Genomic DNA, 24,133 nt, shown 5'->3' with positions numbered 1-24,133 from the left:
AGGTGCTTAGATGTATTATAGAAATACTTCAGATAAATCAGTTCAAATGCTTATGGAAGTATTGGAAATGGAAGCTGTGAAAAAACAAAATTGGACAATGAAGCATATTATTTCTACATGTGAAGAAATTGATTTTATCGTAGATGAGCCAGAACACGCAGATTATTCTGACAGCACTTATTTAGTATTGGCGGAGTTATTTTCTGATTTTAAGAAATTTGGGCATTTTATAAATGTGCCAGAAAGATTGAAAAGTGTAAAATCTTTCATGTTAGACGAAACATCAAAGCAAAAAATACTATCTGCCCTTAATGATTTAAAACGGGGGACAATAGGTAATGGAAAGACTAGGGTTTTGATAACAGCGTGGGAAAAAGATGGTACCCTTTCAACTTGGCAACAGCATATTAACAACTTGATTATTGATATTGCGAGTACTCCTATTGAAGAGGAATTGTTCAATTCCAATGAAGTTTCTCCAGTACCGAATAAAAAGCCACGAAACTTGCAGAAAAAGAGGAAGGAGTGTAAAAAAATGACAGTCCTGTTTTGGATTCTCTCACTGTTGTTTACAGGATTTTCTTTTTATATCATATTGTATGGAGCTGGTGTAACCTACAACTCGATGCATCTTCGTATTAGTGGAATAAAAACCACCGCAGAAGTTGTTGACATAGTTGGTGAAATGCGCCCACGAAAAACAGATAGCATTAAAGAAAGAACAGAGTATACTTATTTTGAAATAGTATCCTTCACAGCAGAAAATGGGGATAAAATACAGTCACAGTTATATGGTAAAGGAGAATCAGAAGAACGATATTCTATTGGCGAACAGATTGAAATATATTATAATCCTCAAAATCCGAATCAAATTGTAGACGCTGGCTCGAATTCAGAGACAGTAAAAGGAATTGTTGCTGTAATATTTGGGTTATTCATATTTTTAGTTATTACCTCATTAAGTAAAGGGCTGTTTTCCTCTTTGGGTACAATAGGTGGTGTTATTTCCATAACTACTAAACTACTTCTTTTTCTCTTTATTTTTGGACTGTTGATTTATAAAAAGTACAAATTATAGCTCTTAGTAACAAAACCACACCCGATGGCTTAACCGAGAGTTTCATATTAAATTTTGATGAGGACTTGCCAGATAAATTATTGAAACATCCTTTGATGTTTTACATCTATGATGATTTGCCTATCTTAAAATTATATAGGAGCGTATATATTTCCTCTTATCAATGGATAACTTAGAGCAATGTAACTACCAAGCAGACAAGGAGGGAGAGCATGGAACTGTCCATACAAGAACGATTGAAAGACCTGCGTGTGGAGCGTGGGCTGACACTGGAACAGCTTGCGGAGCAGACCAAGATTTCCAAGTCTGCATTGGGCAGCTATGAAGCGGACGACTTCAAGGACATCAGCCACTATGTCCTTATCAAGCTGGCGAAGTTTTACGGCGTGACCGCTGACTATCTGCTGGGATTGACCGAAACAAAAAATCACCCAAACGCCGATCTTACAGACCTGCGTTTGAGTGACGAGATGATTGACCTGCTGAAAAGCGGGCGAATTGATACCGCCCTGCTTTGTGAACTGGCGGCGCACCCGGATTTTGTGAAGCTGCTGGCCGATATACAGATTTATGTGGAGGGTATCGCCGCCACACAGATACAGAACTTGAACGCATGGGTAGATGTGGCAAGGACTGAAATTATGGAGAAATACCAGCCGGGGGAGCATGACAAGACCGCTGGTGTCCTGCAAGCCGCCCATGTGCGGGAGGGCGACTATTTCAGCAGCCGGGTACATCACGACATAGACGCTATTATGGAGGACATACGGGAAGCCCACAGGGGCAGGAGCGACAGCGCCCCGGAGAATACCATTGTGGACGAACTCAAGCGGGATTTGGAGGAAGTGGCGAACTTCAAGGGCAGCCGGGCGGAACAACTGCTGATGGTGTTCTGCAAGCAAACGAAGCTGCGTTATACCAAGCTGACAGAGGAAGAAAAACAATGGCTGACCCGGATTGTCCAAAAATCCGAACTGGCGAAAAGCTATGTGCCGCAGAGGGGAAAAAGAAAATAGAGAGTGATAAATTGTATTTTGCGGAGGTGGTTCTATGAAGAAAATTCTTACACTATTCATAACAAGCTTGTTTATAATCGTAATATATTCAGGTTGTTCAGTAAAGGAGGAACAAACTACTGTGTCTGAAGATAAAACTACAAATTCTATGTCTGGTGAAAGCACTATATCAGTTCCCGCTTCCGACAATGATTTATATAATGAAAACTGTCTGACAGGAATTATGGTGGGCCGAAGTAGTACACATAAGTGTATATGGGTCACTTTAGAGGAAGATATTGAGGGAATAGAAAAAGGTCAGGATGTTATTATTGAATTAACTGATAAATTGGAAAAACAGGTCATGGATTATGAACTTGGTGCCAGACTTTCTGTTTATTATGATAACATTTCTATTACTGATGAACCTCAAATAACTGCCCCTCATAAGATTGTACTGTCAGAGTAAAATAAGAATTGATATGCTTTCGCTTCAGCTATTTGTAATTATTTTAGCTATATGGGGAATCGCATAGCGTCCAGTTTGTCGGGGAGATAGCAAAGGCAGGCGAGCCAGTCAACGGTCAAGATGAACGGCACATAAATGTGCCGCCGTTGACAGTCCTGCCTGTCTTTGCTAAAGGGTAATCAAGGCGGGAAAGCCCTAAAATGGCTTCCCGCCCATTTCAATTTTAAGAGAAAAATCCCTCTGCCTTTTCGTGAGTGTGTCCACAAGTTCGGGACATTTTGTCCCGAAGTCCGGCGTAGGACGAGGGACGGAGGCTTTCATATACGCCCTGTCTGCTGACGAAACCAGCCCTGCGCTTGCGGCTCCACGCCACGCAATCACAGCCCTGTTTTCCTGCCGCTTCAAATGCCCTTGCCCTCCCCGGCGGCAACCGCATTTTCGCAGCAACGCCGACAGAGCGTATAACACACTACACTTTGCAAGCAAAGTCGTGTGCCAAGGGGCAAGCCCCTTTGGAAACCCCAGACAACAAAATAGGCTGAATATCTCGCACTTTCCCGGTGCTTGATACTCAGCCTTTATTTGTTGTCAGCAGCCCCCGTTTCATGGTCTGCGTGTAGTTCCTTGTAAACTGACCTTATGTGTTTATATTAACACGTCTTCTTCATTTCTACAACATAAAACTTTTTTCATTGGCGAACCAATTTCGGTTCGCCATACGTTCTGTTTCGAGTTAAAATGTCATATATAGAACAAAAGAACGGAGGACCTAATGATTCAAAAACTAAAATCAAATAATTTATTAGGAAAACGCATACGTACGCTAAGACTAAATAGCGATTTTCATGTTGCAGAGTTAGCAAGAGAAATGCAACTAAGAGGCTGCGATATTACGCGAGAAACTCTTGTCAAAATCGAAAGTGGCAAGAGACACATAACAATTAAGGAATTGATTACACTCAAAGAATCTTTAAATATAACCTATGAACAAATTTTTGACAACCTACTTAATGAGGAGGAATAATTATGGAATATGTATCTGCAATTTTATATCACAAAATTCAAGATTCAGACTTTACAAATATGTATGGAATAAAAAAACCTTCTGGTGGTGGTGGACAAACATACATCCAAGCTGCCGGATATGATTTTACTGAGCTAGATAAAATGTTTTCCGATTCTGATAGCATAACAGATACACTTGAATTCTGGGATTCTGAAAAGAAATATCCTCGCAAAAGATATAACTTTAACGCCATTGCTATCGGCTCGAATCAATCAGCAGAAATTGAACTAGCACCTAGAACAGGCCGTAAAGACTATAGAATTTCACGTCAAGGATTGAACCATCGGCATCCAGCTTGGAGCACTCATAATGGTTTTCCTGAACCACAGCATAAATCACCGGTTCCTTCAACTGGATCTATTTACGAATATACAAAAAACTACCCTGGAATAATAGACAATCTTTACATTTACATCTTGAAAACCATATCCACAGAAAATAAGGTAAAATACTATGCCTCATTTATCAATGCTAATTCTATGCCTAACGATTGGCCTTCTGGACTCGGATTAGAAAGAATATTCAAAAAACAGTCCAAACAAGGTATTATCTTTTTTGATGGCATTTACATGAGATTTAGCAATAATCCTGCTTGTCCTTTTTCAGCTGGTTGTGTTGCAGACTCCGAAATCAAAAATGTAACACTTCCATCAGACATTGCAACAAATACCGAAGATGCAGTTGAATATGCTCACAATGAAATTTCAATTGAAGTAGATTATTCTTCATTGAATTTTGTTAAAGTTCCGGTTCCTTCAATAGCACGTAAAACAAAAACAAGTTCAACCTATATACGAAAAGATTCAAACCACAGCAGAAGGGAGAAAAACAAAAAATTGATTGGAGATATTGGCGAAGAAATAGCTCTAACTTTCGAAAAGAACAGATTGACACAATTAGGCAGACAAGATTTAGCAGAAAAAGTTGAACATGTAGCAAAAACCAAAGGTGATGGTCTTGGTTACGACATTCTTTCGTATGACATTATTAATGATGCTATAATCGAAAAATATATCGAAGTAAAGGCTACAACTGGTAACAGCACAAAACCCTTTGATATTTCATCAAACGAAGTCGATGTTTCGGAATTATATCCTGATCAATATTATATATATCGAATATTTAATATTCATAATCAAATGCATTCCGCATCATTTTATGAGATGAAGGGCTCTGTTCGTTCAAACTTCCATCTCGAAGCAACTTCGTATAAAGCATATCCCAAATCTCTGTAATAATAACCTCAAGAATGGATAAGGTGGGGCTCCTCTCCACCTTATCTTTTTCTCCCCACATCCTTAACCTTCTCTCCAATCCACTCCATAAACTTCTCCAGCAGGTTAATCCCGCCAATCACGAACTGTTTCATAAACTCATATGCCTTCTCCAGCTTATCCTTGAGGCTACGATTTTCCTCCCGCAATATCTGATTCTGATACCTCAGCTCTATCACCTGCTCCTTCAGATAATCATCTCCATCGACCGCACCAACCAGTTCCTTCTTAAGCCTTTCCGCATCTTCCAGTTCAAATTCAGCCCGTTCAGTCTGTAATTTTGCAGTATCCGATATCATCATCCACTTGTCAGCCTCTTTTTGAGCTTCCTCAATTTCCTTCTGTTTATCCGTGAGCTTATCTGCATTCTCATAATATTCCAACCGTAATTCCGAATTCTTTAGGCGTAAATCCGTTGTTTCCGACTATAATTTCTGATTTTCGGCTATGGTATCGTCAAGCTTCGTTTGAGCCTCAGACTGTTCTTTTCTGAAACTGTCTCGCTTACTTTCAATTTCTTTTTCCAGAGACTCAATCCGTTCCTCTTTTAATTCCAGAACAACCTGTGCGCCCTCTATCTCCTCCTCAAGTGCAGCCACTTCTTTTGCCCGCTCCTTCTTCTTATAATCCAGTACGGATAAATGCTTATTGTGTGTATCTTTCTTTTTCCAGTCAATTCCGTACCGGCTCATAATAAGAGCAATATCCTCTTTCTCTGCCTCCGCCCACTGCCTCCATTCGGTATTGCCTTTTCCTTCACTTACAAATCCTCTGGTAGCAAGTGCCGCCTTAAGACTTGTCTTTGTCTCCAATCCTCTCTTGCAACCGGATACCCAAGGGATAAAATTCAGATGCAAATGTGGTGTTTCCTCATCCAGATGAATATAAGCACCAATCACATAAAGCTGTGGATTGCGAAGTTGAAACTTTTTCACATAATCCTTTAGCACCCATGTTGCAACCTCTGCAGAAGAACTACCTACTCCGGTATCATCCCTATTGCCTATCTGAACGATAACCTCATAAAATAATTTTTCCTGCTTGCTTCGGGAAATCTTACCATAATAACTTTTAATCTGCCTGTCCTTGCGTTTCTGTTTTGCATTGTATTCCTTAAGTGCCTTGTCAAACAATTTATGATAAGCCTACTTAATATCCTCGTGGATAAGAGTGATGTTATTCTTGGTACGGCTGGCATCTACATTGTGAGCTATAAATCTTCTAGTGTTGTGCCCGATGGAACCTTCTCCATTCATGAAACTGATTGTTCTTTCCATTGTCAAAATCCTCCTCTTTTGGTATGTATATAGGCACCACCTTCTTATCCGTAATGAGTGCCGGATACGGCACGAAACAGCAGATTTCCTTGGGAAGGTTTTGTTACTTTTGTCAAAAGTAACGCAAAAGCACTTTTGACAGCTTCGCCATCAAAAATGCAGACCCGCAAGCGGGTTTTGCGCTCCTCGCCGGAGTGGCTATACGGCTCTCCCCGCCGGATAAAGCTCCCATTCGGGAGCTTATAAGTCGCGGATACGCGACATATTATTTACCAGCCACAGCTCCGATACAGAACTCCACTTATCCCCTAATGAAAACAATTCACCACATCATGCAGAACTACTTCCTCTGCTATCATTCTCGCCTGAGTTCGTAGCTGATACATTTCCACAAAAGAATTCACATGCTTTGGTTTATGTTTACGCAAACACTCATTTTCAATATCCTCCAGCAATTCATAAGCCACTTCATTTACCTCGGCTGCTTTATCATGTAATTCGCCAAATCGTACCAGACTTCTGTATCGTTGCGGATATTCCTTCTGTATGTAATCCATCCACATACGACCATATTTACCAACATCTTTACTGTTCTCCTCTCCACCTAATGTAATCAACGGATAAAAAATGCCGTCTTTTTCTATGTATTTCACACCTAATTTTTCAAATAATGTTTCTTCGCTCATAGCAGTCACTTCCTTTATACAAAATATCTGTTATTCCTCATTTGGTACTGTTAGTTTCTTCATATCTGCCAATGTTCCCGGTTGTTCCTTGAAACCTTCCAATATTTCCAGCATGGAGCGGATGGGAGTAAGTAACTCCCCATCCATATCCGATGCCTTTTCAATTCTTTCAATCTCACGCTCTATCTGTTGCAGATTCTTCCGAAATTGCACCAGCATCAACGGATTGCCCATTGCAACCACCTTCTGATGAAGAACACTCTGGATAATATAATCCTGCTTGGTGCGAAATCCGCTGAGTTTCACCCGGTTATTTAGTTCTTCATTCTCCTCCGGTGACATGCGAAATGCGATTGTCACATTACGCCATCTGTTTTTATCATCTCTATTCTTTTCTGACATTGACCAACGCCTCCCTTTCTGTTTCCAGTTGTGCTGCCATATCCGTCTGCACCGTTGGAAATAAATGTGCATAATGATAAGTGATATCTACCGCCTCATGTCCGACTCTTTCCCCTATTGCCAATGCTGAAAATCCAAAATTGATTAACAGGGAAATATGCGAATGTCGTAATCCATGGATTCGGATTCTTTTCACTCCTGCAAGCTTTGCTCCCCTATCCATTTCGTGATGCAGATAGCTTTTTGAAATGGTAAAAATTCTGTCATCCATCTTGATTCCGTATATGCTTTTTATAAAATCCTCCATCTCTATAGTAAGGAAATCCGGCATGACAATGGTTCTGTTACTCTTTGGTGTTTTCGGATCTGTAATTACATCTTTACCTTCCAGCCTCTGATATGACTTGTTTACCCGAAGCGTTTTCTTTTCAAAATTGAAATCTGCCGGTGTCAGAGCAAGCAGTTCACCTTCACGAAGGCCTGTCCAATAAAGCATTTCAAATGCATAATAGGAAATAGGCTTATCTGCCACGCACTCTAAAAATGCCTGAAATTCATCCTGCGTCCAAAACTCCATTTCCTTATTTTCTTCTTTACCCATGGTTCCGGCTTTTCATGCCACATTATCTTTCAGACCATACATATTTACTGCATGATTCAATATGGCACTGAGCTGATTATGAATGGTTTTCAGATAGGTAGGGGAGAATAACTCCCCATTATCCTTTTTCAGCTTCATAATCTCATTTTGCCACTGGATGACGTCCGAGGTTCGAATATCATCCAGTTTTCGTTTCCCGAAATAAGGCAGAATCTTTGTCTCAATAATGTGCTTCTTTGTCAGAAAAGTATTGCGTTTTATCCTTGGCTCTAAATCTGTCAGATAAATATCCACAAAACTTTTGAAGCTCATACTGATACTCTGATCCTCTTTCAGTTTGAAATTGCGTTCCCATTCAAGGGCTTCGCTCTTCTTGGCAAATCCCCTCTTGGTTTTCTGCTTCCTAGCTCCGTTCAAATCCTTATAATAGGTTCTCACCTCCCACATTCCGGTCTTATGATTCTTGATAACTGCCATCTATCCCACCTCCTTATCCGTAGATAGCCCGTAGATTCGTTTCATAAAATACTGTGTACTGACACGTCCTTTTATTGTCACGAATCCATCAGCCTCAAGTTCTGCATTCAACCTTCGTATCAGTTTATAGGAATACGATAGTGAAACTCCCAACATTTCCATGACATCCTGCGCTGTCAAAAATCTCTTGTTCTCCATAAGCTAATTCCTCCTCTCTTTCGTTTTTATTATTCAGTTCATTTCTGAACTGTTGTGATGTGTATTATATTAGCAGTTCACTTTTGTACTGTCAATACTTTTCGCAAAAAACATTTCACTTTTGCACTGTTGATGATATAATGTATGCAGATGCATGTTTTGTACCTCGTATCGTCGTGCATGCTACAACCCTCATTAACCTTATAAGGAGCAGTAAAAATGGGCGAGAAATTCACCAGCCGAGTAGGCTATTTGATTCGAAATTTCAGAATTGCATCAGACATGACGCAAAAGGAATTAGCAGAGAAATGCGGATTAAATGAATCTACTATTAGAAACTATGAACTCGGAAACAGATATCCGGATGAAGCGACTTTATTAAGTATTGCAAACAATCTAGGTGTCAGTTTTTATGCATTATCTGATCCTGATGTTGCCAATATATTCAGTGCACTTCATGTACTATTTGACATTGAATGGGCATACGGACTACGACCTACTATGAAAGATGGAGAAATATGCTTCAAATTTGAAGAGCTGCTTCCAAGTGCTGGTCCCCGTCCACAGGAAGACCTTAATAACTTCCGAAAGATGGTTGAGTATTGGGCACGTTTACGAGACAAGCTAGAGGATGAAGAAATATCAGAAACGGAATATTATCTCAAAGAGGTAAAGTACCCAATGAACCCAACAGACCCCAATAAAGAGTATACTGTTTCGTTGAATCTTGATGATGACGACCAGCTACTTGTTCAAAATATGGATGAATATGACGATGTAGAAGAAACTGCTGAATTGTTAAAAGACTTGTTTCCGGATTTCTCTTATGCGAAGAGGAAAAGGAGACCGAAGAAAGAGTAGTTCAACCATAATCATAGGAAAGGATTTATTATTATGAGAAGATTTATATATTTAGATACTGATACACTTAATTCATATATTGCACAAATATATGATGGCTTAGTGCAAACACAAGAAACAGAGACTCAATCTAGTCAAGCAACTGATAAGCAATCTGAATATACATCTGACTTAGGAGCAGATGCAAATTTAAAAGTATTTGGAAAAGGCATTGAAGGCAAAATGGATTTTACATATCGCCATTTAAAAGAGACCTCTAACACTGAACTTATTAGCGATGTACAGACTAAGCTTTTACATGACAACGCATTCGATCAACTCATGAATTATTTAAACAAAAACGAACATTTATCAAATCACAATATTGGTGACTTCATAGAAATCAATGACGAATTTTATATTATGGATTTAGACTATTATAAAAAGATTTTTAACGACAAAAAATTTTTGGATTTTATGAAGAAAAACGACCGCGACAAAATACAAGCCTTGCTTAAAATACAACAAGATATTGAATTAGAGCAGGAAGGCGCTAATTCTAATGAAATCAAGAAAATTTATACTAATCTTGCCAAAAGCAAATGTGCAGAATCTGATAAAGGCTATGATGATACAAAGGACATAATTGAAATGCTTTGCACACTTGTTCCATATCGAAGAACCTTATGTATTGCAGACAATATGGTTGTACTAAATGACAAATATATGCGCGATAGCATTGATATGACATCTTTTAAATTCGGCGGTAAAATCAAAGTTCTTGGATATATCACTAACAAAATAACAACAGATACTAATGACAGTACAAATATTTCTCCATTAGCTCAAGTTGGCATCGGGTTGAACCAAATCATGCTTTCATTCTTTGGTCAACAATCATCCTTAAATATTGTACATCCTATTGCAATATACTACGAATAAAAAGGAGATATTCATATGAGATTTTGTGACTTATTTATCAGCTATAAAATCGGATTAAAAAGTATTAAAAGCACTATTCCTTTTACAAAACTTCCCCTTTACCGAAAGATTTTTGTAATCATCCTTTTTGCAAGTGCTATTATTAGTGGTATCTTATTAATTTTTAAGCAAACTTGGGCTTCATATATCCCGATGGCATTAGGTATTATATCACTTATAATTTTCTTTATAATTGATTCCATGAAAAGGAATCTTAAAGTAATGCTTCAGCAACACTATGCCCCTTATTCCGAAAAACGAATGAATATGACCATTAATGTATTAAAAGACTACGGAATAGAAATTCAAAATTTTGACTCACTTGATATGTTAATTGAGGAAGCAAAACAGGCACAAATCCAATGTGACTACATAGCCCCATTAAAGAAACCATTTAAGACATTAGGTGCAATAATTATTCCTATTGTTGCATTTGTATCACAAAAGATTGGAAATGCTGCTTCACAAGACGAAATGATTACCATGGCATTACAAGTTATAGTTCTTGTGTTATTAACTTTTTCACTAATTTTCTCATTAACACCAATTATTAAAGATATTCTTTATAGAGATTATAATAAATACGATGATTTTATTTATGATTTGAGACAAATAAAACTTTTCTATGCAAAAAAAAATGCTACATATTCAAATCCGATATGAGCACATACTAATTTCCAAAATTATTGTCATTTAATTGTCACGCAACCAAAAACGAGCCAAGAAACGCCGTAAATTAGGCATTTCTTGGCTCGTGTACATTATTCAAACTCCAGACAGACAGTATGCTATATAAGTGAAAATCATTGATTTTAAGGCATTTTCAGGAACTATCAACCACTAAAATTTATATGAAAAAAAATAAAAAATGCAATAAAAATGCAATCGAAGTACATTCAGATTTTATAAGATAGACCAGCAAACCTCAATATCATCCCAAAATAGACGTTCAAGAATGAGCGTCTATTTTTTGTTTCAAAATTAAATGGGGCTGAAAACAGCCCCGATGGGAATTGGAGATTTGACCCTCCCGGATTCTTCATGTCATGCCAGCCGTAATTTTTCCCACTGCCCCTGCACACTTTAGCAAAAATTCCCAGAAATTCCGTTGCCCACCATAATGCTTTTTACAGTCGTTATTATTGTCATAACCGTACCTCCTGATATTATAAATCTCCACTGAAATCTACTTTTAAGTTGTTGGGAGTACATGACAGAGCTGCATGAGAAAATACAAGCTAACAATCCTAACCATGACCACTTAATTTTTAACACTTAGATAATATCACAACCCTGTAATTTCTTCAATAGCCCCAGAAAGGATGTGATACTACGAAGAACTCACCACCGCTGGAGCGTTCCCCTCCGCTTCCAGACCAGAACCCAAAACCAACAAACACAACATTCAGAAAGGACAGATACATCTATATGGAATTAAAATTCGTTATCCCCAACATGGAAAAAACATTTGGCAACTTGGAGTTTGCCGGAGAAGACAAAACAGAACAGAGAAGAATCAACGGACGCATGGCGGTACTCTCTCGCAGCTTCAATCTTTATTCAGACGTACAGAGGGCAGATGATATTGTGGTTATCCTCCCTGCTGAAGCAGGAGAGAAACATTTTGACTTTGAGGAACGTGTGAAGCTCGTCAATCCTCGTATCACCGCAGAGGGCTATAAAATCGGCACAAGGGGCTTTACCAACTACATTTTACACGCTGACGATATGGTAAAAGCGTAAGGAAAAGGAGGACATCAGACTATGAGATTAGCAAACGGAATCGTGATTGACAAGGAAGCAACATTCGGGGCATTGAAGTTTTCTGCCCTCCGCCGTGAGGTTCACCTCCAGAATGAAGACGGCTCGGTATCAGAAGAAATCAAAGAACGTACCTATGACTTAAAATCCAGAGGGCAGGGGCGTATGATTCAGGTTTCCATCCCTGCCAGCGTGCCGTTAAAGGAGTTCGATTACAACGCAGAGGTAGAAATTATCAATCCTGTGGCGGATACCGTAGCAACGGCTACCTTTCAGGGAGCAGAGGTGGACTGGTACATCAAGGCGGAGGATATTGTCCTGAAAAAAGGGGCTGCCATGAATCCGCAGCAGCCGAAAAAAGATGAAGTAGTTAGAAAATAGGAATAGACATGGTTACTGAATATAAATAACATAGGTCAAGATTTTTTGCATAGCATCCAAAACCTTTAGTAGCCGAATTACTCATACAGCGAGTAGTTCGGCTACACCTTTCATAAGTTATTATAAAAAGTTTTCAATCAATAAAAATATAACTAAATCAATAAGCAAACTATCTTGTATAGTGGAACAGAACGGTAAAATCTTATTATAGTTAGTAAGAATAAAAGATATTAGTTGCTTACCGATTTTGGGTATTGCTGACATGTTCGATGAATCAAAAGTTGATTTAGACGTTGATGACGTTGTTAGAGATAACAATAACTCTGTTTTTGTATCTGTTTTCTCTCGATGAAAAGAAAAAGTAGTAGAATGTTTAATTTTTTTCATAACAATCCTCCTTAGCTGTTTGAGGTTAGCAACATGAATCTACTTTCATGCCGGTATCATCTAGTTATATTTATTGTATAACACTTATTCATTCTTTTTGTCAAGATTAAAAATTTAATTTATGAAAAGGAGGATTTCAGTATGAAACCATTTTTCCCCCGTGGAAAACGTATCCGTCCCACGGATAAAGACCTTGTGTTCCATACTTCCCTTGCCGCCCTGTTCCCTGTCTTCCTGCTGGTTGTCCTGCTGTTTCATATCCGGCAAATTGCCGGAACCAACTGGCAGGAAGTGTCCCTCTCCCAGATAACACAGGATGTAAATCTCCCTTATCTGCTATTCAGCATGGGCGTGGCAGGAATGGTGTGCCTTACAGCCGTTCTTCTGTTCTGGCGATACCGCAGGGATGAAGTAAAGCAGCTCATCCACCGTCAAAAGCTGGCAAGGATGGTATTGGAAAACAAGTGGTATGAATCAGAGCAGAGAAAAGAAGACGCTTTTTTCAAGGACTTGTCTTCCAGCCGTTCCAAAGAAACCATCACTTACTTTCCCAAAATCTACTACCGGATGAAACAGGGCTTGCTCCATATCCGTGTGGAAATCACCTTGGGGAAATATCAGGAACAGCTCTTAAACTTGGAGAAAAAGCTGGAAAGCGGCTTGTACTGTGAGCTGACGGATAAGGAATTAAAGGATTCCTATGTGGAGTACACCCTGCTCTATGATACCATTGCCAACCGTATCTCCATTGAGGATGTACAGGCAAAGGACGGCAGGCTCCGGCTTATGAAAAATGTCTGGTGGGAGTATGATAAGCTCCCCCATATGCTCATTGCCGGAGGAACCGGCGGCGGAAAGACCTACTTCATCCTGACCCTCATTGAAGCCCTGCTCCGCACCAACGCTGTCCTGTTCGTGTTAGACCCAAAGAACGCTGACCTTGCGGATTTACAGGCGGTTATGCCGGATGTGTACTACAAAAAGGAAGATATGCTCGCCTGCATTGACCGTTTCTATGAAGAAATGATGAAACGCAGCGAAGACATGAAGCTCATGGAGAATTACCGGACAGGGGAAAACTACGCTTACTTGGGACTTTCGGCACATTTCCTTATCTTTGATGAATATGTGGCATTTATGGAAATGCTCGGCACAAAGGAAAACGCCGCCGTCCTCAACAAATTAAAACAAATCGTTATGCTTGGGCGGCAGGCTGGCTTCTTCCTGATTCTCGCCTGCCAGCGTCCGGACGCAAAGTATCTGGGGGACGGAATCCGTGACCAGTTCAATTTCCGTGTGGCTCTGGGGCGGATGTCGGAAATGGGCTATGGGATGATGTTCGGGGAAACCACAAAGGACTTCTTCCTAAAGCAGATAAAGGGGCGTGGCTATATGGATGTGGGAACTAGCGTTATCTCGGAGTTTTACACGCCCCTTGTACAAAAAGGACACGATTTCCTCAAAGAAATAAAAAAACTGACAGACAGCAGGCAGGGAGTGCAGGCGGCGTGCGAAGCGAAAGCCGCAGAAGCGGACTGACCTGCTGTGGCTGGTGTGCCGCAAGGCACGCCAGCATAAACCCCTCGTATCTAACAGAGGGGTACAAATCGACAGGCAACAACCAAACAACAGGGCAGAATCCCATGGTACACAAGGGATTTTCCCATATCCGGCGTGTGTCAACAAGGCTCTGAAAGTTGACATACGCTTTTTTAGACAGGAGGGATTTTCACTGAATGAAGAAACATGGGTACGGGACATCAAAGAAAAACGGGAAAGTTACGGTATCTCACAACAGAAACTTGCCCTAGCTGCCGGAATCACCCGTCCGTACCTGAGCGACATTGAAACAGGCAAGGCTCACCCGTCCGAAGTATTACAGGAAGCCATCACGGAAGCTCTGGAACGATTCAACCCAGACGCTCCCCTTGAAATGCTCTTTGACTATGTGCGGATTCGCTTTCCCACTACGGATGTGAAGCATATCGTGGAAGACGTGCTGCGGCTAAAGCTCCCCTACTTTATCCATGAAGACTACGGTTTCTACTCTTACACAGAGCATTACTATCTGGGGGATATTTTCGTTCTGGTATCACCGGAACTGGAAAAAGGGGTGCTGCTGGAACTGAAAGGGCGTGGCTGCCGCCAGTTTGAAAGCTATCTGCTGGCACAGGAACGGAGCTGGTATGAGTTTTTCATGGATGTTCTCATGGAGGACGGCGTGATGAAGCGGCTTGACCTCGCCATCAATGACAAAACGGGAATCCTGAACATTCCCCATCTGACAGAGAAGTGCCGGAATGAGGAATGTATCTCGGTCTTCCGCAGCTTCAAAAGCTACCGCAGCGGCGAACTGGTACGGCGTGAGGAAAAAGAATGTATGGGGAACACCCTGTATATCGGCTCCCTCCAAAGTGAGGTGTACTTCTGCATTTACGAAAAGGACTATGAGCAGTACAAAAAGCATGATATTCCCATTGCGGACGCAGAGGTAAAGAACCGCTTTGAAATCCGGCTGAAAAATGAGCGTGCCTTTTACGCCATCCGTGACCTGTTAGAACATGACAATCCAGAACGGACAGCCTTTCAAATCATCAACCGCTATGTCCGGTTCGTGGACAAGGACGATACGAAACCCCGTTCTGACTGGCGTATCAGTGAGGAATGGGCGTGGTTCATTGGGGAACACAGGGGAAGCCTGAAACTGACAACCAAACCGGAACCCTATTCCTTTGAACGCACCCTGCACTGGCTCTCCCATCAGGTAGCACCCACATTAAAGCTGGCTCTCCGTCTGGATAAGATGAACCACACCCAGATTGTCCATGACATCATCACCCATGCAAAGCTGACGGAGAAGCACGAAAAAATCCTGAAGCAGCAAGCCGCCGCTGCAAAGGAGGTGGTGCTTTAACGGCGGCAATTTTGGAACCTAAGAACTCTTACAGGAAAGAAAGGAGCTTTTATGAATTTCGGACAGAATCTTTACAACTGGTTTTTATCCAACGCCCAGTCCCTTGTGCTGCTGGCAATCGTGGTAATTGGACTGTACCTCGGATTTAAGAGGGAATTTTCCAAACTTATCGGTTTTCTGGTAGTTTCCCTTGTAGCGGTTGGGCTGGTCTTCAATGCGGACGGTGTAAAGGACATCTTACTGGAACTGTTCAATAAGATTATCGGTGCATAGAAAAACCCATTTTACACTTCCGTTATGGAGCAAGCTCTGATTGCTTCATGGCGGAAGTCCACTAGGGGCTTGGGGAGCGTAACTCCCCAAAAGAAAGAAGATGTAATATGATAGTGTATGATAATTGAGATAAACTAAGAATGGTGGTATAATTTCTTTATATAGTAATTGAAAGCGGAGGAAATGTATGAAGGATTTTATTGATTTTTTGAAATTACCACCGAACATTTTAGGAGCTTTATCTATTGCCAGTGGTACATTATTATTATTGCCTCAAAAGTTAGCCCAAAAGTTTTATATTATAAATTTTCGAGAAAAATATGGTTTTACAATAGGCATTGTTTTTGTGATTTCCACAGCCTTACTAATAGTTTTATTACTATCTAAAATTTTTCATTTCTTTTATGACAAGTATGCTTCAAAGAGATTAGGAACTGCTCAGATTAAATATTTGAAAAATATGACACCAGAACAGGTGACAATCATTCGGGAGTTTTTACGTGAACCAACTCACACCCTGCCATTACCCATGAACAATGGATTAGTAATAGAACTTCAACATTTACAAATATTAACCCCTGCCGGACAAACTCATTTAGTAAGTATGTTAGACCCACAAATCAATTATTTTTTACAACCTTGGGTAATTAAAAAAATCAATAGTGATGAAGAATTAAAGCGAATATTTTATTAGAAAAATGGCAACTGACAAACAAAGTTAGTTGCCATTTTTTGTTCTAAGAAAGGACGTGATACTAATTGAGAAAATGAGAATCTACATCCTGAACACCACACGGTTTTACCATGAGGATTTTGAGGAGTACCCTGGGGCATGGTTTTCCTGTCCCGTGGATTTTGAGGAAGTCAAGGAACGTCTTGGCGTTCAGAGTGAGGAAGAAATCGAAATTGAAGACTATGAGCTGCCGTTTCCGTTGGAGGGCAACACAAGGCTCTGGGAAATCAACGCCCTTTGCCGGATGGTACAGGAAATGCAGGGAACGCCCCTCTATTATGAAATGGATGTGGTACAAAAGCGGTGGTTTTCCAGCTTTACGGAATTTATCGACCACAAAGACCAGATACGCTGCTATCCGGTTCAGGACGGGGAATCCCTCGCCCGTTATCTGGTGCAGGAGGTACAGATATTTGGAGAAGTACATCCAGACCTGTTGAACCATATCGACTACGCTTCCATTGGTCGGGAGCTGGAAACCAGCGAAAACTATCTGTTTACGGACAATGGTATCTTTTATTACCGCTAAAAGGAGGTGGAGGAACTTGGAAGAAATGCGGATTTACATTGCCAACTTAGGAAAATACAATGAGGGCGAACTGGTAGGGGCATGGTTCACGCCGCCTGTGGATTTTGAGGAAGTCAAGGAACGTATCAGTTTGAATGATGAATATGAGGAATACGCCATCCATGACTATGAACTGCCCTTTGAGATTGACGAATATACCCCCATTGAGGAAGTCAACCGCCTGTGTGAAATGGTGGAGGACTTACCGGAGTACATTCAGGAGGAACTATCAGAGCTGCAATCCTACTTTGGCAGTATCGAAGAACTCTGTGAGCATGAAGACGATATTATCTGCCATTCCGGCTGTGACGATATGGCGGATGTGGCTCGCTACTATCTGGAAGAAAGCGGACAGCTTGGAGAACTTCCGGCACACTTACAAAACTATATCGACTATGCAGCCTATGGGCGTGACATGGAATTGGAGGGAACCTTTGTTGTCACGAACCACGGCGTATATGAAATCTTACGGTAGACCCGTCTGTATCTCTTTCAGGAAATACAGGCGGATTTTTTATTCAGGGGCGGCTCTTTTGCTGTCCCCATCTTTTAGAAAGGACGGACAACATGAAGAAAATACGAAGCTATACCAGTATCTGGTCGGTGGAAAAGGTACTCTATTCCATCAATGATTTTAAGCTGCCATTCCCCATCACGTTCACACAGATGGCGTGGTTCGTGGTATCGGTGTTTGCAGTTATGCTCTTGGGGAACCTCCCTCCCCTTTCATTCATTGACGGGGCATTTTTAAAATATTTCGGCGTACCTTTTGCCCTCACTTGGTTCATGTGCCAGAAGACCTTTGACGGGAAGAAGCCTTACGGCTTCCTGAAATCCGTACTGGCATATCTGGTACGCCCGAAACTGACCTATGCAGGAAAGCCCGTGAAGCTGGAAAAGGAATATCCAGCACAGCCCATCACGGCAGTAAGGAGTGATATTTATGGCATATCCGATTAAATACATCGAAAATAACCTTGTGTTCAACCATGACGGGGAGTGCTTCGCTTACTATGAGCTGCTTCCCTACAACTATTCCTTTTTAAGCCCTGAACAGAAATATCAGGTACACGATTCGTTCCGGCAGCTTATCGCCCAGAACAGGGACGGGAAGATTCACGCCCTGCAAATCAGCACCGAATCCAGCATACGGGCAGCACAGGAACGCTCCAAACAGGAAGTAACAGGCAAGTTAAAAGATATTGCCTGTGCAAAGATTGACGCACAGACCGAAGCCCTGATTTCCATGATAGGGGAAAATCAGGTGGACTACCGCTTTTTTATCGGCTTCAAGCTGCTTGTCAATGAGCAGGAAGTCACCATGAAGCAGTTTCGCAGGGAAGCAAAGACCGCCGTTTCCGATTTTCTCCATGAAGTCAACCACAAACTCATGGGAGATTTTGTTTCCATGAGCAATGAAGAAATCTGGCGGTTTCAGAAGATGGAAAAGCTGCTGGAAAGTAAAATCTCACGCCGCTTCAAAGTCCGGCGGCTTAACAAGGACGATTTTGGCTATCTGATTGAGCATTTATACGGGCAGACCGGAACCGCCTACGAAGATTATGAGTATTATCTTCCGAAGAAACGGTTTCAGCAGGAAACGCTGGTGAAATACTATGACCTCATCAAACCCACCCGTTGTCTGATAGAGGAAAACCAGCGGTATCTGAAAATCGAACAGGAAGACGGGACAGTTTATGCCGCCTACTTTACTATCAACAGCATTGTAGGGGAACTGGACTTCCCATCCTCGGAAATCTTTTACTATCAGCAGCAGCAATTCACTTTTCCCATTGATACCTCTATGAATGTGGAGATTGTGACAAACCGGAAAGCCCTCTCCACGGTGCGGAACAAGAAAAAAGAGCTGAAAGATTTGGACAACCACGCATGGCAGAATGACAGTGAAACCAGTACAAACGTGGTGGACGCTTTAGACAGCGTAAATGAGCTGGAATCCACCTTAGACCAGAGCAAGGAATCTATGTATAAGCTGTCCTATGTGGTGCGTGTGACGGCTCCCGACTTGGAAGAACTGAAACGCCGCTGCAATGAGGTGAAAGATTTTTATGACGATTTGAACGTGAAGCTGGTTCGCCCCTTTGGAGATATGCTGGGGCTGCATGGGGAATTTCTCCCTGCCAGCAAGCGGTATCTGAACGATTACATCCAGTATGTAACCAGCGACTTCCTCGCTGGTCTTGGCTTCGGGGCAACCCAGATGTTGGGGGAACCGGAGGGCATTTATATCGGGTACAGCCTTGATACGGGAAGAAACGTGTACTTAAAGCCTGCCCTTGCCAGTCAAGGAGTAAAAGGCTCCGTCACCAACGCCCTTGCTGCCGCTTTTGTCGGCTCCCTCGGCGGTGGAAAATCATTCAGCAACAACATGATTGTCTATTATTCCGTATTATTTGGGGCACAGGCTCTCATTGTTGACCCGAAAGCAGAACGGGGACGGTGGAAAGAAACCCTGCCGGAAATCGCCCATGAAATCAATATCGTAAACCTGACTTCGGAGGAACAGAACAGGGGCTTACTTGACCCGTATGTGATTATGGAGAACCCAAAGGATTCCGAATCACTGGCAATCGACATCCTGACTTTTTTAACAGGCATTTCCAGCCGTGACGGAGAGAAGTTCCCTGTTCTTCGGAAAGCCATCCGTGCGGTAACAAACAGTGAGGAACGGGGGCTTTTCAAGGTGATTGAAGAACTTCGGGCGGAGGGAACCACCATCAGCACCAGCATAGCCGACCATATCGAATCCTTTACGGACTATGACTTTGCACACCTGCTCTTTTCGGATGGGGATGTCACACAGTCCATCAGCCTTGAAAAGCAACTCAACATCATTCAAGTGGCGAATTTGGTGCTGCCGGATAAGGAAACCTCGTTTGAAGAATACACCACAATGGAGCTACTTTCCGTGGCAATGCTCATTGTAATCAGCACCTTTGCCCTCGACTTCATCCATACCGACCGCAGCGTGTTTAAGATTGTGGATTTGGATGAAGCATGGAGCTTCTTACAGGTGGCACAGGGCAAGACACTCTCCATGAAGCTGGTTCGTGCCGGACGTGCCATGAACGCAGGCGTTTACTTTGTCACCCAGAACACGGACGATTTGCTGGATGAAAAGCTGAAAAACAATCTGGGCTTGAAATTTGCGTTCCGTTCCACAGACATCAACGAAATCAAGAAGACCCTTGCCTTTTTCGGGGTGGATTCCGAAGATGAAAACAACCAGAAGCGGCTCCGTGACTTGGAAAACGGACAGTGCCTTATCAGTGATTTATACGGGCGTGTGGGAGTCATACAGTTCCATCCTATCTTTGAAGACCTGTTCCATGCCTTTGATACCAGACCGCCCGTAAGAAAAGAGGTGGAGGAATGAAGATAAGAAAGCCCATCCAACAGGGGACAGCTCTTGTCCCTTGCCGGACAAAGGGAGAAAACTCTTTTAAAAAAATCGGGAGTATAGCAGGAAAAGTGCTTCTGGCACTCCTTTTCATCCTCCTGCTGTTTGCAGTCTTCGGCACAGCCGCCCACGCTGCCGGACTGGTGGATGATACGGTGGACGCTGCCAACGAATACAGCAAATATCCTCTGGACAACTACCAGCTTGATTTTTATGTGGACAGCGGATGGGACTGGCTCCCGTGGAACTGGCTGGACGGTATCGGAAAACAGGTGATGTACGGGCTATATGCCATCACAAATTTTATCTGGACAATCAGCCTGTACCTTTCCAACGCCACGGGGTATCTGATTCAGGAAGCCTACTCGCTGGACTTCATTTCCTCTACGGCGGATTCCATTGGAAAAAATATGCAGACCTTGGCAGGCGTTACCACAGGCGGCTTGTCCTCGGAGGGATTTTATATCGGGTTCCTGCTGATTCTCATTCTGGTGGTGGGGATTTACGTTGCCTACACAGGGCTTATCAAACGGGAAACCACAAAAGCCATCCATGCCGTTGTCAATTTCGTGATGGTGTTCGTGCTGTCCGCTGCCTTTATCGCCTATGCCCCTGATTATATCGGGAAAATCAATGAATTTTCCGCAGACATCAGCAATGCCAGCCTGACCCTTGGTACAAAGATTGTGCTGCCGAACTCGGAAAGTCAAGGAAAAGACAGCGTGGATTTGATACGGGACAGCCTGTTTTCCATACAGGTAAAGCAGCCGTGGCTCCTGCTGCAATACGGCAACTCAGATGTGGAAAGCATTGGGGCTGACCGTGTGGAAAGCCTGCTCTCAACCAGCCCAAACGAAAACAATGGGCAGGACAGGGAAGAAATCGTAGTGGAGGAAATCGAAGACAGGGAAAACACCAACCTTACCATCACAAAGACCATCAACCGCTTGGGAACCGTCTTCTTCCTGTTCATGTTCAATATGGGTATCTCCATTTTTGTATTCCTGCTCACAGGGATAATGATTTTCTCACAGGTGCTTTTTATCATCTACGCCATGTTCCTGCCTGTGAGCTTTCTCCTTAGCATGGTTCCCTCTTTTGAGGGGATGTCAAAACGTGCCATTACAAAACTGTTCAACACCATCCTTACCAGAGCCGGAATCACCCTGATTATCACGGTAGCGTTCAGTATTTCCACCATGCTCTACAACCTGTCTGGGGAATATCCGTTCTTCCTGACGGCGTTCTTGCAGATAGTGACCTTTGCCGGAATTTATTTCAAGCTGGGGGATTTGATGGGGATGTTCTCCTTACAGAGTGGGGATTCCCAAAGCATGGGGAGCCGTATCATGCGAAGACCCCGTATGCTCATGCACGCCCATATGCACCGTTTACAGCATAAGTTAGGACGTTCTGTGGCGGCTCTTGGGGCTGGTACGGCTGCCTACCATGCAGGAAAACAGGCTGGCTCAGACCAGAGAACTGCTTCCAGCTCCGGCTCTTCCAAACGGACGCAGGCAGACCACAGCAGACCAGACGGACAGGCAGCACCGGAAAAGGAATCCGCATGGAAACGGGCTGGCTCTGCGGTAGGTGCGGTGGCAGATACCAAAGATAAGATAGCCGATACTGCCGGACAGCTTCGGGAGCAGGCAAAGGATTTGCCTGTCAATGCAAAGTACGCCCTTTACCACGGGAAAACACAGGTATCAGAGGGAGTACGGGATTTTACTTCCAGCGTGACCCAGACCCGAACTGCCAGAGCCGAACAGCGAAACGCACAGGCAGAAAGCCGCAGACAGACCATTGCAGAACGCAGGGCGGAACTGGAACAGGCAAAACAGCCGCAAAAGACAGCTTCCGAAGCACCCAAAGGGGCGGCTCCTGTCCATGAACGCCCTGTTACTGCAAAGCAGCCAGAAGATTTCCGACATCATGCAGGAAAACCAGCCATGCAGCCAGCTTCCCCATCCATCAGGGAACGGGGACAGGTTTCTTATGGGGGAACTGTGGCGGAACGGGCTTCGGTTCCGGTGGTAAAAGCAGCTTCCATCCACCATGAGCAAACACCGCCAGTAAGGACGGAACGCCAGATACTCCCTCCGGTTTCCCCAGACAAACCAGAGGAAAGACAAAAGACAAGTCCCACCATCACCCCTGCTGCTCCCCATCCGGCAAGACCTGTCCAGAATGATACGGCTCCTGTGATACCGGAAAGAAAACGGGCTGCCCCTGTGGTAAAAGAATCGAACTTTACCATCCGGCGTACCACCGCCAGAAAGGAGTGGACAAAAACGGTAAAAGCGGCTGCCAAACAAAAGCAAGGGGAGAAACCATGAAGTTAAGACACCTTTTCTTTGCCTGTTCCGGCGTGTTCGTGATGATGTTCTCCCTGCTCCTTTTGGTGGTAATTGTCTTCTCGGATGAGGAAGACGGCGGAAGCGGCGGAAACCTTATCTATGGGGGCGTGAGCGTATCACAGGAAGTCCTCGCCCATAAACCTATGCTGGAAAAGTATGCAAAGGAATATGGCATAGAAGAATACTTAAATGTGCTGCTCGCCATCATTCAGGTGGAATCCGGCGGCACGCTGGAAGACGTTATGCAGTCCTCGGAATCTCTGGGGCTTCCTCCGAACTCCCTTAGTACAGAGGAATCCATCAAACAGGGCTGCAAGTATTTCTCGGAACTGCTCGCAGCAGCAGAAACAAAGGGCTGTGACTTAAACAGCGTGATTCAGTCCTATAACTACGGCGGCGGTTTTTTAGATTATGTAGCAGGACACGGGAAAACGTACACCTTTGAACTGGCAGAGAGCTTCGCAAGGGACAAATCCGGCGGAAAGAAAGTCACCTACACCAACCCTGTTGCGGTAGAGAAAAACGGAGGCTGGCGGTATTCCTACGGAAATATGTTCTATGTCCTCTTGGTATCGCAATACCTGACCGTGGCACAGTTTGATGATGAAACGGTGCAGGCTATCATGGAGGAAGCCTTAAAGTATGAGGGCTGGACGTATGTGTACGGGGGCGATTCCCCCTCCACTTCCTTTGACTGTTCGGGACTGGTGCAGTGGTGCTATGGCAAGGCAGGAATCGCCCTGCCACGGACAGCACAGGAACAGTATAATGTGACGCAGCACATCCCCCTGTCCGAAGCAAAAGCAGGGGATTTGGTCTTTTTCCACTCCACCTACAACGCCGGAACCTACATCACCCATGTGGGGCTGTATGTGGGAAATAACCGGATGTACCATGCCGGAAATCCCATTGGTTACGCAGACCTGACAGGCTCCTACTGGCAACAGCACCTTGCCGGAGCCGGACGAATCAAACAATAAGAAAGGATGAA

The 24,133-nt window shown here is 43.1% G+C and carries 27 protein-coding genes and 1 pseudogene; 20 read left to right on the top strand and 8 right to left on the bottom strand.

Annotation, left to right across the window (positions count from 1 at the left end; all coding sequences use genetic code 11):
* Window positions 1-10: 10 nt before the first annotated feature.
* The 5 genes from DXB70_RS08075 (at window position 11) to DXB70_RS08045 (ending at window position 4,843) form a co-directional block, all read left to right on the top strand.
* Window positions 11-1,078, top strand: a complete 1,068-nt coding sequence (locus DXB70_RS08075) for a DUF3592 domain-containing protein (RefSeq protein ID WP_118673099.1) — start codon at window positions 11-13, stop codon at window positions 1,076-1,078.
* Window positions 1,079-1,290: 212 nt separating this feature from the next.
* The gene (locus tag DXB70_RS08065) at window positions 1,291-2,094 is read left to right on the top strand and encodes a helix-turn-helix transcriptional regulator (protein ID WP_118673098.1); all 804 of its coding nucleotides are present in this window, start codon (window positions 1,291-1,293) and stop codon (window positions 2,092-2,094) included.
* Between the two features lie 34 nt (window positions 2,095-2,128).
* Window positions 2,129-2,542 (top strand): hypothetical protein, encoded by a 414-nt coding sequence (locus DXB70_RS08060; protein ID WP_118673097.1) that lies wholly within the window; start codon window positions 2,129-2,131, stop codon window positions 2,540-2,542.
* A gap of 772 nt (window positions 2,543-3,314) precedes the next feature.
* On the top strand, window positions 3,315-3,566 hold the full coding sequence (locus tag DXB70_RS08050) for a helix-turn-helix transcriptional regulator (protein WP_118673096.1): 252 nt from the start codon (window positions 3,315-3,317) through the stop codon (window positions 3,564-3,566).
* A gap of 2 nt (window positions 3,567-3,568) precedes the next feature.
* On the top strand, window positions 3,569-4,843 hold the full coding sequence (locus DXB70_RS08045; RefSeq protein WP_118673094.1) for a DUF3883 domain-containing protein: 1,275 nt from the start codon (window positions 3,569-3,571) through the stop codon (window positions 4,841-4,843).
* A 41-nt stretch (window positions 4,844-4,884) separates the two neighbouring features.
* Here the strand turns inward: DXB70_RS08045 and DXB70_RS14390 are convergent, their stop codons facing one another.
* The 7 genes and pseudogenes from DXB70_RS14390 to DXB70_RS08020 form a co-directional block, all read right to left on the bottom strand.
* A complete protein-coding gene (locus tag DXB70_RS14390; protein ID WP_243099932.1) occupies window positions 4,885-5,265 on the bottom strand; it encodes a hypothetical protein in 381 nt (126 codons plus the stop codon).
* A gap of 42 nt (window positions 5,266-5,307) precedes the next feature.
* The gene (locus DXB70_RS14385; protein WP_243099931.1) at window positions 5,308-6,015 is read right to left on the bottom strand and encodes a plasmid recombination protein; all 708 of its coding nucleotides are present in this window, start codon (window positions 6,013-6,015) and stop codon (window positions 5,308-5,310) included.
* Between the two features lie 12 nt (window positions 6,016-6,027).
* A complete protein-coding gene (locus tag DXB70_RS14380) occupies window positions 6,028-6,159 on the bottom strand; it encodes a plasmid recombination protein (protein ID WP_243099930.1) in 132 nt (43 codons plus the stop codon).
* 308 nt (window positions 6,160-6,467) lie between these two features.
* Window positions 6,468-6,845, bottom strand: a complete 378-nt coding sequence (locus tag DXB70_RS08035) for a TnpV protein (protein ID WP_118673092.1) — start codon at window positions 6,843-6,845, stop codon at window positions 6,468-6,470.
* A 30-nt stretch (window positions 6,846-6,875) separates the two neighbouring features.
* The gene (locus DXB70_RS08030; protein WP_118673090.1) at window positions 6,876-7,247 is read right to left on the bottom strand and encodes a hypothetical protein; all 372 of its coding nucleotides are present in this window, start codon (window positions 7,245-7,247) and stop codon (window positions 6,876-6,878) included.
* Window positions 7,231-8,325 (bottom strand): annotated as a pseudogene (locus DXB70_RS08025) (site-specific integrase). The gene DXB70_RS08030 and the pseudogene DXB70_RS08025 overlap by 17 nt, the downstream one beginning before the upstream one ends.
* Entirely contained in the window at window positions 8,326-8,523 is a 198-nt protein-coding gene (locus DXB70_RS08020; RefSeq protein ID WP_022431210.1) for a hypothetical protein, read from the bottom strand.
* Window positions 8,524-8,742: 219 nt separating this feature from the next.
* Here DXB70_RS08020 and DXB70_RS08015 point away from each other — a divergent pair, with 219 nt between their 5' ends.
* The 5 genes from DXB70_RS08015 to DXB70_RS07995 all read left to right on the top strand — a co-directional run bounded on the left by DXB70_RS08015 (window position 8,743) and on the right by DXB70_RS07995 (window position 12,486).
* The gene (locus DXB70_RS08015) at window positions 8,743-9,384 is read left to right on the top strand and encodes a helix-turn-helix transcriptional regulator (protein ID WP_118673089.1); all 642 of its coding nucleotides are present in this window, start codon (window positions 8,743-8,745) and stop codon (window positions 9,382-9,384) included.
* 33 nt (window positions 9,385-9,417) lie between these two features.
* Window positions 9,418-10,305, top strand: coding sequence for a hypothetical protein (locus DXB70_RS08010; RefSeq protein WP_118673087.1), 888 nt, complete (start codon window positions 9,418-9,420; stop codon window positions 10,303-10,305).
* Window positions 10,306-10,320: 15 nt separating this feature from the next.
* Window positions 10,321-11,007, top strand: coding sequence for a hypothetical protein (locus DXB70_RS08005; RefSeq protein WP_118673085.1), 687 nt, complete (start codon window positions 10,321-10,323; stop codon window positions 11,005-11,007).
* Window positions 11,008-11,772: 765 nt separating this feature from the next.
* Complete coding sequence (locus DXB70_RS08000; protein WP_002578441.1) at window positions 11,773-12,087, top strand: YdcP family protein; 315 nt, start codon at window positions 11,773-11,775, stop codon at window positions 12,085-12,087.
* 21 nt (window positions 12,088-12,108) lie between these two features.
* Entirely contained in the window at window positions 12,109-12,486 is a 378-nt protein-coding gene (locus DXB70_RS07995; protein ID WP_117845359.1) for a YdcP family protein, read from the top strand.
* Window positions 12,487-12,606: 120 nt separating this feature from the next.
* Here the strand turns inward: DXB70_RS07995 and DXB70_RS07990 are convergent, their stop codons facing one another.
* Window positions 12,607-12,873: a hypothetical protein gene (locus DXB70_RS07990; protein ID WP_117845358.1), complete on the bottom strand. Its 267-nt coding sequence runs from the start codon at window positions 12,871-12,873 to the stop codon at window positions 12,607-12,609.
* 141 nt (window positions 12,874-13,014) lie between these two features.
* Here DXB70_RS07990 and DXB70_RS07985 point away from each other — a divergent pair, with 141 nt between their 5' ends.
* The 10 genes from DXB70_RS07985 to DXB70_RS07935 all read left to right on the top strand — a co-directional run bounded on the left by DXB70_RS07985 (window position 13,015) and on the right by DXB70_RS07935 (window position 24,122).
* On the top strand, window positions 13,015-14,412 hold the full coding sequence (locus DXB70_RS07985; protein WP_118673083.1) for an FtsK/SpoIIIE domain-containing protein: 1,398 nt from the start codon (window positions 13,015-13,017) through the stop codon (window positions 14,410-14,412).
* A gap of 163 nt (window positions 14,413-14,575) precedes the next feature.
* A complete protein-coding gene (gene mobT / locus DXB70_RS07975; protein WP_244353836.1) occupies window positions 14,576-15,787 on the top strand; it encodes a MobT family relaxase in 1,212 nt (403 codons plus the stop codon).
* 51 nt (window positions 15,788-15,838) lie between these two features.
* The gene (locus DXB70_RS07970) at window positions 15,839-16,060 is read left to right on the top strand and encodes a hypothetical protein (RefSeq protein ID WP_002570387.1); all 222 of its coding nucleotides are present in this window, start codon (window positions 15,839-15,841) and stop codon (window positions 16,058-16,060) included.
* Window positions 16,061-16,247: 187 nt separating this feature from the next.
* The gene (locus tag DXB70_RS07965) at window positions 16,248-16,754 is read left to right on the top strand and encodes a superinfection exclusion B family protein (protein WP_011861920.1); all 507 of its coding nucleotides are present in this window, start codon (window positions 16,248-16,250) and stop codon (window positions 16,752-16,754) included.
* Between the two features lie 55 nt (window positions 16,755-16,809).
* Window positions 16,810-17,322: an antirestriction protein ArdA gene (locus DXB70_RS07960; protein WP_243099929.1), complete on the top strand. Its 513-nt coding sequence runs from the start codon at window positions 16,810-16,812 to the stop codon at window positions 17,320-17,322.
* A 16-nt stretch (window positions 17,323-17,338) separates the two neighbouring features.
* On the top strand, window positions 17,339-17,836 hold the full coding sequence (locus DXB70_RS07955; RefSeq protein WP_109258194.1) for an antirestriction protein ArdA: 498 nt from the start codon (window positions 17,339-17,341) through the stop codon (window positions 17,834-17,836).
* 92 nt (window positions 17,837-17,928) lie between these two features.
* Window positions 17,929-18,321: a conjugal transfer protein gene (locus DXB70_RS07950; RefSeq protein WP_005427021.1), complete on the top strand. Its 393-nt coding sequence runs from the start codon at window positions 17,929-17,931 to the stop codon at window positions 18,319-18,321.
* Window positions 18,305-20,758, top strand: coding sequence for an ATP-binding protein (locus DXB70_RS07945; RefSeq protein ID WP_118673081.1), 2,454 nt, complete (start codon window positions 18,305-18,307; stop codon window positions 20,756-20,758). Before DXB70_RS07950 ends, DXB70_RS07945 begins: the two co-directional genes overlap by 17 nt.
* Window positions 20,755-23,121: a YtxH domain-containing protein gene (locus tag DXB70_RS07940; protein WP_118568541.1), complete on the top strand. Its 2,367-nt coding sequence runs from the start codon at window positions 20,755-20,757 to the stop codon at window positions 23,119-23,121. Before DXB70_RS07945 ends, DXB70_RS07940 begins: the two co-directional genes overlap by 4 nt.
* Window positions 23,118-24,122 (top strand): bifunctional lysozyme/C40 family peptidase, encoded by a 1,005-nt coding sequence (locus DXB70_RS07935; RefSeq protein ID WP_118529862.1) that lies wholly within the window; start codon window positions 23,118-23,120, stop codon window positions 24,120-24,122. The genes DXB70_RS07940 and DXB70_RS07935 overlap by 4 nt, the downstream gene beginning before the upstream one ends.
* Window positions 24,123-24,133: the final 11 nt, after the last annotated feature.

Origin of the sequence: Clostridium sp. OM05-5BH (genome assembly GCF_003481505.1) — a bacterium.
GTDB lineage: Bacteria > Bacillota > Clostridia > Lachnospirales > Lachnospiraceae > Otoolea > Otoolea fessa.
The sequence above is the reverse complement of the archived record's forward strand: the minus strand, read 5'-3'. Positions and strand labels throughout refer to the sequence as shown.